The following is a 12394-nucleotide window of genomic DNA, read 5'->3' as shown; positions in this document are numbered from 1 at the left end:
GGCGGAAGCGCCTTCCGCCGACCCGGATGTACTCACGCGCGCGGGGGAGCCGGAGCTCCCCCGCCACGCAGGTCAGAACACGTACGCGAAACGCACGTTCAGGTTGTTCGACACCGGCATGTTCTTGCCGTCGATGCCACCTTGGTAATGCACGGAAAGGTGGTAGTTCGGTGCCATGTGGAACATCACGCCGACCGCACCGGCCAGCTCGTGCGCTTCCGCAACGCCGTCCTTGCTGTCCTGCCACTGGTAGTCCACGCCGACGTAGGGCTCGACGAGCTGCGACACGCGGTAGCCGAAGCGGTTGTTGAAGTAGTACGGGTTGGCCGGATCCGCCGCGCCCTTGCGTTCGGTCGGACCGTTGATCGTCGTGCCGAGGTTGCCGGTGTAGTTGAACTTGCCGTACTGCGCATCCCAGAACACCGACGCGACGACGTTCCAGCGCGTGCTGCGCAGGTCGCGGTCGCCGACCGGCACCTGCACGAAGGCCATGTCGGTGCCGAGCGTCCAGTTCTCGTTCGGCTTGATCCAGAACGCCGGGCCGGTCAGCAGGTCGGCGATGCCGCTCACGCCGTCGCCGGTGTCGCGGTTCTGCACGCTCACCTTCGGCACGATCAGTTCCCAGGCGATTCCGACGCCGTTGGTGATCTCCCAGAAGTGCACGAACTTGGACAGGCTGACGAAGGATTCGATGTCGTCGGAGCTCTTCTTGCTGCCGCTGTCGTTCCACACCTTGCTGGTCTTCTGGAAGGTGGTGTATTCGACGAACACGTTCCACGGCTTCATGCCGCTGGGATCGGGCAGCGCATATTCGTGCGCCCCGATAAACCCTCGCGTGACCTCTGCGTTCGCGACGGTTGCCCCCGCACACAGAGCCGCCACCGCCGCGCCCTGGATCAGTTTGGTGACACACGACTTCTTCAGGCTCGTCTGGTTTTTCACTTTCGGTCTCCTGCTTCTTCTATTGGATGGCGCCCGAAGGCACCGCTTTTTCAATCGCGCGGACGTGAGTCATCCCGCCGGGACCCGCGCGATGCGGTCCCGGTCCCTGCTCCCTGCCAGTTGGATGAGTCGGTTCAGTGGGTCTGGAGATAGACCACGTGGGTTTCGGTGTACTCGTACAGGCCGTGCTTGCCGTCCGCGCCGCCGATGCCCGATTTGCGCCGGCCGGCGTGGAAGCCCTGCATCGCCTCGAAGTGCTCGCGGTTGATGTAGGTCTCGCCGAAGCGCAGCTCGCGGGTGGCCTTCATCGCGGCGTTGAGGTCGCGCGTGAAGATCGACGAGGTCAGGCCGTACTCCGAGTCGTTGGCGAGCGCGAGCGCTTCGTCGAGGTCCTCGACGATCTGCAGCGGCAGCACCGGCCCGAAGATCTCCTTGGTCATCACATCCATGTCGGCGCGGCAGCCCGCCAGCACGGTCGGCTCGAAGTGGTAGCCCTCGCGGTTCGCGACCTTGCCGCCGGTGAGCACTTCCGCGCCCTGCTTGCGTGCGCTCTCGACCAGCGCGGCGACCTTGTCGAGCCCCATCTGGTTCACCAGCGGCCCCATGTGCAGGCCCTGCTCGGCGATCGGGTTGCCGTAGCGCGTCTCAGCCATCAGCGCAGCGACCTTCTCGGCCAGCGCCGATGCGATGCCGCGCTGCACATACACGCGCTCGGCGGCGTTGCACACCTGCCCGGTGTTGAGCACGCGCGACGCATGCAGCGCGCGGGCGGTGAGCTCCAGGTCGGCGTCGTTCAGCACGATGGCCGGCGCCTTGCCGCCCAGCTCCAGGTTCACGCGGGTCAGGTTGCGCGCCGCGGTCTCCATGATGCGGATGCCGGTCTCGACGCTGCCGGTGAAGCTGATGAGGCCGACGTCCTTGTGCGCGCACAGCGCGGCACCGGTGGCGCCCGCTCCGCTGACGAGGCTGAACACGCCGGTCGGCAGGTCGCACTCGGCGACGATCTCGGCGAACTCGACCGCGTTGAGCGGCGTCTCCTCGCTCGACTTGATGACGATGGTGTTGCCGGTGACGAGCGCCGGGGCCATCTTGCGGGCGATGAGGAAGAACGGGAAGTTCCACGGCAGCACGCCGGCGGTGACGCCGATGGGCTTGCGGTGCAGGAAGATCGTCTCGCCCGGACGGTCGCTGGGGATGATCTCGCCTTCGATGCGGCGCGCCCACTCGGCCATGTAGTCCATATAGTTGGCCGTGAAGTCGACTTCCACGCGGGCGAGATCGAGGATCTTGCCCTGCTCCAGCGTGATCGTGCGCGCCAGGCGCTCCTTGTTGTCGCGGATCTTGTTCGCGACGCGGCGCAGGTGGTTCGCGCGCTCGATCGCCGGCAGGCGCTCCCACGCCGGCTGGGCGCGACGCGCGGCCTCGACGGCACGGTCGACGTCCGCCTGGGTGGAGGCCGGGACGACGCCCAGGAGTTCGTTGTTCGCCGGGTTGCGCACCTCGAGGGTGGCGCCGCCTTCGGCATCCACGAACTGGTTATCGATGAAGTTGCGGTACGACTTGTTCATTTGCCTGTCCTCATGTGCTCCGCGGGCATCGCCGCGGCCCCACGGCTCGAACTCTGAATTCATTGAACCGGGACAAAAAAACCGGGCCGCCGAAAGACGGCCCGTCCAGGATCACTTCGCCAGCTTGTAGACCATCACCGTGCCGCCCTGCGGGACGACGGTCTGATAGCCAACCAGGTTATCGACGCCGCCCTGCATGCGCTGCGCATCGACGCCCCAGCCCGACTGCACGGCGATGTACTGCTCGCCGTCGACCTCGAACGAGGTCGGCACGCCGGTCACGCCCGACGGGGTCGCCGCTTCCCACAGCAGCTTGCCGGTGGTCGCGTTAAAGGCGCGGAACATGCGGTCGTTGGTGCCGCCGCCGAACACGAGGTTGCCGCCGGTGGTGAGCAGCGGACCCCAGTTGAAGGTCGGGAACTTGTGCGCCCACACCTGCTTGCCGGTCTTCAGGTCCCAGGCCTGGATCTCACCCATCGTCTTCGGCGCGTCCTTCTTGCCCGATTCCCAGCGCAGGCCGGTCAGGATCGCCTCGATCGGGTAGCCGATGTACAGGTCACCCTTCTTGTACTTGGTCGGCTCCGGTTCCGGCAGCTCGGCGCACAGGTTGTTGTTGGCCGGGATGTAGAACAGGCCGGTCTTCGGGTTGTAGGCCTCCGGCGTCCAGTCCTTGCCGCCCCACAGCGAGGGGCAGAAATGGACGTTGCCCTTGCCCATGCCCGGACGGCGCTCCTCGATGTAGGTCGGGCGGCCGGTCTTCGGGTCGATCGACTTGATCGTGTTGTTATTGACGTAGGGGTAGGCATCGACGAAGTTCAGCTTCTGGCCGTCGCGATCCAGGACCCACAGGAAGCCGTTACGGCCGGCATGTACCGCGGTCTTGACCTTCTTGCCCTTGACCTCGGTGTCGATCAGCAGCGGCGCGGAAACTTCGTCCCAGTCCCAAGCATCGTTGGGGTTGTACTGGAAGTAGCTCTTGAGCGCGCCGGTGTCGACATCGAGCGTGATGGTGGAGCCCGTGTACAGGTTGTCGCCCTTGCGCCCTTCGGTCGGCCACGGCGCCGGGTTGCCCGTGCCCCAGTAGGCGAGGTTCGTGTCCGGGTCGTAGGTGCCGGTGATCCAGATGCTGCCGCCGCCGTTCTTGTAGGTTTCGCCCGGCCAGGTGTCGCCGCCGGGTTCGCCCGGGGCCGCCGTGGTGTAGGTGCGCCACGCCTCTTCGCCGGTCTGGGCGTCGAAGGCCGCGACGTAACCACGCACGCCGGTCTCGCCGCCGGACGAGCCGACCATGATCTTTCCCTTGGCCGCGAGCGGGGCGAGGGTGATGTACTGCAGCGCCTTCCAGTCACCGACCTGCTTGACCCACAGCTCCTTGCCGGTCTTGGCGTCCAGCGCCACGAGGTGCGCGTCGACGGTCGCGACATAGACGCGGTCGCCGTACAGCGCGACGCCGCGGTTGGTCGGATGCAGCTGCAGCATCTCGCCCGGCAGTTCCTTCTTGTAGCGCCACAGCTCCTTGCCGGTCTTGGCCTCGAGGGCGATGACCTGGGCGCCGGGGGTCGTGACGAACATGTAGCCGTTGTTCACGATCGGCGGCGACTGGTGGCCTTCCTTCTGGCCGGTCGCGAACGCCCAGGCGAGCTGCAGCTTGCCGACGTTCTTGTCGGTGATCTGCGACAGCGGGCTATAGCCCCAACCCGCGTAGTTGCCGCGATATTGCAGCCAGTTGCCGGCTTCCGGGTTCTTGAGCCGCGCATCGGTAACGGGCGCGTAGTCGCCGAGCGCAGCGGACACCGCCGCGGGCAGCACGGCGACGGCACAAACGGCGATGCCCTTCATCAGACCCTTCATCTTCTTGTCTCCTCTCTTTTGTTGGAAACCGCGGCCGCAAGCGAGGCCACGGGGATGCAAAACCGGGGCGGGCTCAGGCCTGCGCGGTGAATCCGGGCGGAGTCGCGAACGGCCCCGCGATGACGAGCGTGTCGCCGTCGAGCTTCAGCGGCAGCACGGGGAGCGGACGCGGGGCAGGACCGCCGGCAACCGATCCGCGCTCGAGCGGACGAAACTTGGACGCGTGGCAGAAGCACGCGAACACCTTCTCGCTGGTCATGAAGGTCTTGATGTCGCAGCCCATGTGCGTACAGATCGCCGAGAACGCCAGCACGCCGCCGGCCGACAGCGCCTTGGTCTCGGCATCAAGGTCTTCTTCCTTGAAACGGAGCAGGACGACCTTGTTCAGGCGGGTCTCGGAACGAACCAGCTTCGATTCGGGGTGATAGGGGAATGCCAGCAGCGGTTTGCCGACTCGCAGGTCCGCGACCTTCAGCGGGGCGGGCTCACCTTCGGCATCTTCCTCGACCAACAGATCGCCGGTTGCGTGGCGCAGCGCTTCGGGCACCGTCTCGAGGGCATGGGCGCTACGCCCCTGAAGGCCCATTCCTGCAGCAAGTCCGACCGCGGCAATCTTGAAGATCTTGCGGCGTTCCGTATTGACGGGCGCAGGCGCTGCGCAACCACAAGCGACTTTCTCTTCCATTCGACTCGTCTCCATCGTTTGACCCCCTGCGCGATCCCTTGCGTGAGGATTCTTGTGGGTGATTCGTGTGTTGCACACTCTACAAATTCTGAATTCAGAGTGCAAGATGTTTTTGCGTTTTTTTGAATTCAGAATTCCCACATTATGAGCAAGGATAGGCGTTCGACGAGGTAGATGCGGCCTTAGCGGCCTTCCCTCAGGAATTGCAGGAGCGCGTCCAGCACCTGCTGCGGCGCCTCGCGCTGCGGAAAGTGTCCGACTCCGGGCAGCAGCCGGCGCACGTAGGGGCCGGTGAAGTACGACTCCTTGCCCGCCGACATGTCGGGATGATTGACCCCGTCCTCCTCGCCGTGCAGCACCAGCGTCGGGACCTGCAGCACGGGCGCGGGGCGCATCGCGGCCTCGTCGGCGTCGTAGCGGGGATCGCCCTCGGCGTGTCCCCAGCGGTGCCGGTAGGAGTGCAGCGTGACGTCCGGCCAGTCCTCGTTGTCGAACGCGGCGGCCGTCGTGTCGAATTCGTCCTGCGCATACCAGCCCGCAGGAGCCCAGGTGTCCCACATGATGCGGGCGAAGTCGCGCCGCTTCTCGCGGACCATGCGGTCGCCGCGCGGCGTCGCCATGAACCAGTGGTACCAGTAGTTGCGGGCCTGCTCGACGCTCAAGGGCTGAGAGGGATCATTGGTCCCGTAGCCGACCGACAGCATCGCGAGATGGCTCGCCACGCCCGGCCGCAGCCCGCAGGCGATGCCCGCCGCGCGTGCGCCCCAGTCGTGCCCGACCAGGGCCGGCTGCTCCAGGCCCAGCGCATCGATGAACTCGAGCAGGTCGCGCCCGAGCGCCGTGAGCTGGCCCGCGCGCGGCGTGTCCGCGTGCAGGAAGCGTGTCGGCGCGAAGCCGCGCAGCGCGGGCACGATGACGCGCCAGCCCGCTTCGGCCAATCCTGACGCGACCTCGGACCAGGTGCGGATGCTGTCCGGCCAGCCGTGCAGCAGCACGACCGAGCGGGTCGCGGCGGGGTTGAACTCCTCATAGCCGACACGCAGCAGGGAGGTGTCGATGGTCTTCATTCAAGGCTTCCACGGCAGGAACTCGTACCACAGCGCGATCTCCGGCACGTAGGTCACCAGGGCTAGGCACACCAGGCAGGCGCCGAGGAACCACGCCAGCTGGCGTATCAGCGGGATCAGCGGAATCTTGTTCACCAGTGCCGCGACATACAGGTTCGCAGCCAGCGGCGGCGTCAGCAGGCCGATCTCGATGTTGATGACGAGGATGATGCCGAAATGGATGGGGTCGATGCCGTACTGCACGGCCGCCGGGGCCAGCAGCGGGCCCATCAGCAGGGTCGCCGCGCTGGTCTCCATGAACATGCCGACCAGCAGCAGCACCAGGTTCGCGACGAGCAGGAACACCAGGGGGCTGTCGATGTAGCTCGTCGACAGCGCCGCGATCTGCTGCGGTATCTGCTGCAGGACCAGGCCGCGGTTGAAGACGGTCGTGAAGCCGATGATGAACATGATCGCGGCGCCGCTCGCCGCAGCCTTCACGAAGGCATCGCCGAGCTCCATCATCCGTACGCTGCGATTCAGGATCGCATAGAACAGCGCATACAGCGCCGCCACCGACGCCGCCTCCGTGGGCGTGAGGACTCCGGAATAGATGCCCCCGAGAACCAGGATGGGCATGAACAGCGCCGCGACGAGTCCGAATCTGCCGTTTCCGCCGGCGGAGGCCGACTCGGCGCTCGCATCGACGGCCAATTCGACGCCCCCTTGCAGCACGTGCCGCGCCCGCAGGGCATGCACGATCATGAAGGCCGCGGCGAACATGAGACCGGGGACCAGGGTCGCAAGGAACAGCGTCGTGATCGACACGCCGACCGCGGAGCCATACAGGATCAGGGGAATCGAAGGCGGCAGGAGCACGCCCAGCAGGCCCGCGGAGGCGTTCAACGCGCCGACGTAGCCCGGCTGGTAGCCGCGCTTGAGCATCTCCGGGCCGATGGCGCGGCCGATCGCGGCGACCGCCGCCACGGACGAGCCGGTGATCGCGCCCATGATGGCGCTGGCGAGGATCATCACATGGCCCATCGCGGCCTGCGACCAGCCGAACAGGCGCGTGCTGAAGCGCACCAGCTGGCGCGTGATGCCGCCACGCGACATCAGCTCGCCGCTCAGGATGAACAGGGGAATGGCGAGGAAGGGGTAATTCAGCAGCGCGTCGAGCGTCGTCTGCGCGACGAACTCGAGGGAAACGTTCCACTTGTCGGCCTGGACCAGGATCGCGAGCGAGAACGCGATGCCGACGGGGACGCCGACCAGCAGGAATATGAACAGCAGGGCGATCATCGGGCGGCCTCCGCTTCCGCATTCAGCGAATGCCCGGTGAGGATCGCCAGGATCTGCATCAACGCGTGGAAAATCATCAGCCCCATGCCGATCGGGAAGAACAGCGCGAGGATCCAGTAGGGCGTGTCGAGGTCGAGCATCTTGTCGCCGGTGAGGAGGAACTCATCGACGAGCACGACGCCGCTGTATGCATAGATGGCCGCAAACGCGATCGTCGCCACGGCGACGGCGAAGTGACAGAAATTCTTCAGCCGCCGCGACGGCACCGCCTGCGCAAGCTCCACGGCGATGTGCGACCCGAGGTAGGTGCACATCGCGCCGCCGACCAGGGTCAGCGGAATCAAGGCCGCCAGGCCGAGTTCCCCGTAGTTCGGCCAGGACAGCTTCAGGTTGCGCGCGACCACCGTGAAGGCCGTCGCGAACAACATCACGAAGAGCGAGGCGCCGCAGATGGCCTTTTCGACCGAATAGACCACGTGCTCCACTCTTCTCGTCCTGCGGAACCAGGTGGAACCCTTGCCTGGGGAACTCGATTTCATGGCGACCTCCGGGACTTACTTCGCTGCGACGAGCTTTCTGAGCTCGGCGATGCGCTTCTCGCCGTACACCGGCGTCATCTCGGCCCACACCTTCTCGCCCAGCGCGCGGAACTGCGCGATCTCCTGCGCGGTCGGTTCGTGGATCTCGATGCCGGCCTTGCGCAGCTCATCCAGCGCGACCTTGGAATTCGCGCGGTTGCGCTTCACCTGCCACTCGCCGACTTCCTTGCCGATGCTCTGCAGCAGCTCCTGGTCGGCCGGGGACAGCTTGCCCAGCGCGCGCTGGCTCGCCGTGATCGTCGACATCACGTAGGAGTGGTTGAGCAGCGTGACGTGCTTCTGTGCCTCGTAGAAGCGCGCCTGCTTGATGAGGATGACACCGTTCTCCTGGCCGTCGACGGTGCCCTGCTGCAGCGCCGTGAAGAGCTCCGGGAAGGGCATGATGACGACCTGGCTACCGGCCTTCTCGAAGAACATCTTCAGCGACTGCGAGGGGACGACGCGCAGCTTGAGGCCCTTGAGGTCATCGACCGTCTTCACCGGGCGCTTCGAGTTCGAGATCGCGCGGAAGTCGTTCTCGAAGTAGCCCAGGATCTTCATGCGATTGCGCTCGATCGTCTCGCGCAGCGTCTGGCGGAGGATGTTGTCCTCGCCGTAGTAGATGCGATCCGCATCCGCATAACTCGTCGCGATGAAGGGCAGGATGTGGAAGTCGAACAGCGGGTCCATGCCCACCATCGAGTTCGGGTTCACGAAGCCCATCTCGATCGTGCCGCGCACCAGCTCGCGCCCGATCGCCTCGTCGCCGCCGAGCTGGCCGGACGGGAAAACGGCGATCTTGATGCGGCCGTTGCTGCGCTCCGCGGCGAGCTTCGCGAACATGTTCGCGGCCTCACCCACCGAGCTCTGCTCGGGGAACACGTGGGCCAGGCGCCAGCTCACGTCCTGCGCGGCGGCCGTCAGCGACGTGAGGGCCAGCGCTGCGGCACCGGCGACAGAGAGAAGCAGTTTCTTCAGCATTGATGTCTCCAGATTTTCACTTCTTCGATGAATCCAATCGGCCATTGCCTATGGGATGCTTGCCACCCGGCTTGTCCCGGCGAGCCCCGAACTGGAAGGGGTGACGATCGGCACCCGGCGCTGAACGCGGCGCGGGCGCGATGTCGACCAGCCCCAGGAGCCGGTGCCAAGCCAGGGTTTCCCCGCCACTGGCGGGACGACGGGCGATTTGTACGGGTGTTGCGACCGCTGTCCCGGCAAGGACGAAGGGCATTGGGTACCCATCGCTCGACCGGCGGACACGATCAGGTATCGTGCCCGGCCGTGCCGGGACGCGTCGCTCAGCTCGGTATCGACGCTCGCGCGAGAACCGATCGCTGGGGAATGTGCGCGGCAAGGGCCACGCGGGAGGGCTTGCGTTTCATTCGAGTCGTCTCCATCGGTTCGACTCCCTGCCCAGGGTTTGCGCGGGAGTTCTTCTGATTGGTATCGTGGATACACTCTACAAATTCTGAATTCAGAGTGCAATGAATTTTCTAAATTTTTTGAATTCAGAACTCCACAATGCCCGTAAGGCTTTCGGCAGCCCCCGCAGAAGCGGGCCCGGCGGTGGGACGATCAGCCGGGAAAATCGGGCCGGGCGACCCGCCAGGAAAGCGCCACCGGGGCCGGCGCGATCCTCGATCTCCTGCCTGCCCTACTCTACCAGCAGCGCAACGGCGGCAGAGAAGGTCAGGAAGGCGCACGCGGTCGTCAGCAGGACGATCCGCGCAACCCGTCCAGTATCGGCCCCGAAGCGCTCGGTGAGCATCGGCACGTTGCTCGCGCTGGGCAATGCCGCGACGAGCACGAGCACGGTCAGCGTGAAGGGGTCCAGCGGCAGGCCCAGCCACATCGCGAGCGTGCCGACGCCGAAGATCAGCGCCGGGTGCACGATCAGCTTGTAGAGCACGACCAGCGGCACGTCGCCGACGCCGCGCCGCGCCGGGTGCTGCGCCTGCACGGACATCTGCGAGCGCGCGAGCACCGCGCCGATGGTGAACAGCGCCGTCGGCGAGCCGGCATCGGCCAGCATCTCGACCACGCGCATCAGCGGCTTCCACGGCAGGAAGCCGGTCGCCGACGACAGCCCGCCGAGCATGATCGCCCAGGGGAGCGGATTCACCAGCACGCTCTTCAAGGCATTCACGGCAGCCCGCCGCGCCCCGCCCGCATTAGCGGCGCTCAGGCGCGACAGCGCGATGCACAGCGAAGAGGTGATGACCATGTCGACGGCCAGCGGCACCATCGCCGGCGCGGCCGCGCGGGCGCCGAGCAGCGACACCAGCAGCGGCATGCCCATGAAGCCCGAGTTGGGGAAGGCGGCGACGAGCGCGCCGAAGGAGGCATCGTTCCAGCCGATGGCGCCCTTCTTCGTCGTGACGATGGTCAGCGCCACCATCACCAGCGCGCACACCACCCAGAGCGCGAAAGCGCCCACGTCGAGGAGCTTCACGATCGGCGTGCCGGCGGCGAAGCGGTACAGCATGCACGGCAGCGCGAAGTACAGCACGAAGGTATTCAGGCCCGGGATCGCCTCCAGCGGCAGCATACGGCGGCGCCCGGCGAGATAGCCGCACAGCACCAGCGCAAAGAAGGGGAAGGTCACCAGCAGGATCTGTTGCATGCACGCTCTCTTGTCGGGATCGCCTCCTCACCGCGAGGCCGGGAAATCGGTGGGGCGGCGCTCCATGCGGACCGCCGCCCTCGCCCCGTCAGGCCGAAAGGGCCTCGGGGGGAACGAGACGCTGGCGCAGCACGCGGTGCAGGATCTTGCCCGTCGCGGTGCGCGGCATCTCGGAGTCCGCGATGAATACCACCGATCGCGGACATTTGAAACCCGCCAGGCGCTCCCGGCACCACGCCTGCATCTCCTCGGCGTCGGCGCTCTGGCCGTCGTGCAGCACGATCACCGCCTGCACGGTCTCGCCCCACTTGTCGTGCGGGATGCCGATCACGGCGACGTCCTTGATCTTGGGATGGCCACCGAGCACGCCTTCGACTTCCGACGGGTAGATGTTCTCGCCGCCGCTGATGATCATGTTGCTCTTGCGATCGACCAGCCAGATGTAGCCGTCCTCGTCGCGGCGCGCCATGTCGCCCACCGAGCACCATTCGCCGCGGAAGGCCTCGGCGGTCTTCTCGGGGTTCTTCCAGTAGCCGTCGAACACGTAGGACGTGCGCGAGAAGAGCTCGCCCACCTCGCCGTCCGGCACTTCCTGCCCGTTCTCGTCTAGCATGCGGATCGCGCCGCTGCCCGCCCATTCGCGACCGACCGAGCCGAGCTTGACGATCTGCTCCTCCGGCCGCAGCAGCGTGACCCAGCCGGCCTCGGTCGAACCGTAGAGCTCATACAGCCTGCCGTTGGAGAAGTATTCGAGGATCGCGAGCTTGGTGTCCTTGCGCGCGGGCGCGGACGAGATCATCAGCTTGCCGACGCTGCTCACGTCGTAGCGCTTCTTCACCTCTTCGGACAGCGCGAGGACCATGATGTAGTGCGTGGGCACCAGCGACGTGAAGGTGACCTTTTCCTGCGCGAGCGTCGCGACGAGGCCTTCCGGATCGAAGCTGCGGCGGTCGTCGACGATGCAGGTCGCGCCGATGTGGATGAAGGTCGTGCCGAAGTACAGCGAGTTCGCGTGGCACATCGGCATCACCAGCAGCCCGGTATCCTCGCGCGTGAAGCCCATCTCCAGCGCTGTCGCCAGAGCGATCAGCGTGCTGCCGGCGTGGGCGCGGATCGCCCCCTTGGGCTTGCCCGTCGTGCCCGAGGTGTAGAGCAGCGCGCACATCTCTTCCGGATTCACGCGCGGGAACTCCACCGTGGCGCTCGCCCGCGCGACGAGGTCCTCATAGGCGATCCAGCCCTCCCCCGCGGGCCCCTCGCCACCCATGACGACGCAGCGACCCCGCAGCGCGCCCAGTTCTGCGCCGATCGAATCGACCGTCTCGACGAACTCGGAGCCGGCGATCAGCGCCCCGGCCTCGCAATTGCCGAGGATGTAGGCGATCTCGGGCGCGGTCAGGCGGAAGTTGAGCGGCACCGCGACCAGCCCGGCGCGCGCCAGGCCGACGTAGATCTCCATCCACTCGACGCAGTTGTAGGCCAGCACCGCCACGCGGTCGCCCCGCCCCAGGCCCAGCCCGAGCATCCCCGCCGCGAGCCGGCTCGCGCGTTCGTCCCACTGCGCGTAGGTCAGCGAACGCTTCGAATCGCGTGTGCCGAGCTTGTCCGGCGTCAGCCTGGCGTGGGTCGAAACGGCGTCTGAAATGGTCAGTAGGTGGCTCATGGCGGTGTCTCCTTTGGGGTTTCATCGTGTTCTGAATTCTGAACACCGAAGATTTTATGGACTTCTGAATTCAGAATGCGATAGGATTCTAAGCGAAACGACGCCTTTTGCAACACCGCCTTGCACCGTCCCCACC

The 12394-nt window shown here is 66.1% G+C and carries 10 protein-coding genes; all 10 read right to left on the bottom strand.

Annotated features, from left to right (window positions below):
* Window positions 1-72: 72 nt before the first annotated feature.
* The 10 genes from GO615_RS12910 to GO615_RS12865 all read right to left on the bottom strand — a co-directional run bounded on the left by GO615_RS12910 (window position 73) and on the right by GO615_RS12865 (window position 12258).
* Window positions 73-942, bottom strand: a complete 870-nt coding sequence (locus GO615_RS12910) for a transporter family protein (RefSeq protein ID WP_169128616.1) — start codon at window positions 940-942, stop codon at window positions 73-75.
* Between the two features lie 134 nt (window positions 943-1076).
* Window positions 1077-2510 carry an aldehyde dehydrogenase gene (gene aldA / locus GO615_RS12905; RefSeq protein WP_169128615.1) on the bottom strand — a complete coding sequence of 478 codons (1434 nt, stop codon included), beginning with the start codon at window positions 2508-2510 and terminating at the stop codon, window positions 1077-1079.
* Between the two features lie 111 nt (window positions 2511-2621).
* Window positions 2622-4358 (bottom strand): PQQ-dependent dehydrogenase, methanol/ethanol family, encoded by a 1737-nt coding sequence (locus GO615_RS12900; protein ID WP_169128614.1) that lies wholly within the window; start codon window positions 4356-4358, stop codon window positions 2622-2624.
* 73 nt (window positions 4359-4431) lie between these two features.
* Window positions 4432-5043, bottom strand: coding sequence for a QcrA and Rieske domain-containing protein (locus tag GO615_RS12895; RefSeq protein ID WP_169128613.1), 612 nt, complete (start codon window positions 5041-5043; stop codon window positions 4432-4434).
* A gap of 182 nt (window positions 5044-5225) precedes the next feature.
* Window positions 5226-6110 carry an alpha/beta fold hydrolase gene (locus tag GO615_RS12890; RefSeq protein ID WP_169128611.1) on the bottom strand — a complete coding sequence of 295 codons (885 nt, stop codon included), beginning with the start codon at window positions 6108-6110 and terminating at the stop codon, window positions 5226-5228.
* Window positions 6111-7391 carry a TRAP transporter large permease gene (locus GO615_RS12885; protein ID WP_169128609.1) on the bottom strand — a complete coding sequence of 427 codons (1281 nt, stop codon included), beginning with the start codon at window positions 7389-7391 and terminating at the stop codon, window positions 6111-6113. It lies immediately after the preceding gene.
* Window positions 7388-7930 carry a TRAP transporter small permease gene (locus tag GO615_RS12880; protein WP_169128607.1) on the bottom strand — a complete coding sequence of 181 codons (543 nt, stop codon included), beginning with the start codon at window positions 7928-7930 and terminating at the stop codon, window positions 7388-7390. The genes GO615_RS12885 and GO615_RS12880 overlap by 4 nt, the downstream gene beginning before the upstream one ends.
* A gap of 15 nt (window positions 7931-7945) precedes the next feature.
* Window positions 7946-8950, bottom strand: coding sequence for a TRAP transporter substrate-binding protein (locus GO615_RS12875; protein WP_169128605.1), 1005 nt, complete (start codon window positions 8948-8950; stop codon window positions 7946-7948).
* Window positions 8951-9626: 676 nt separating this feature from the next.
* Window positions 9627-10595: an AEC family transporter gene (locus tag GO615_RS12870; protein WP_169128603.1), complete on the bottom strand. Its 969-nt coding sequence runs from the start codon at window positions 10593-10595 to the stop codon at window positions 9627-9629.
* Window positions 10596-10683: 88 nt separating this feature from the next.
* Entirely contained in the window at window positions 10684-12258 is a 1575-nt protein-coding gene (locus GO615_RS12865) for a class I adenylate-forming enzyme family protein (RefSeq protein WP_169128601.1), read from the bottom strand.
* Between the last annotated feature and the right edge of the window lie 136 nt (window positions 12259-12394).

Origin of the sequence: Aromatoleum evansii, assembly GCF_012910805.1 — a bacterium.
Classification (GTDB): domain Bacteria; phylum Pseudomonadota; class Gammaproteobacteria; order Burkholderiales; family Rhodocyclaceae; genus Aromatoleum; species Aromatoleum evansii.
This window is presented reverse-complemented; position numbering and strand designations above follow the sequence as displayed.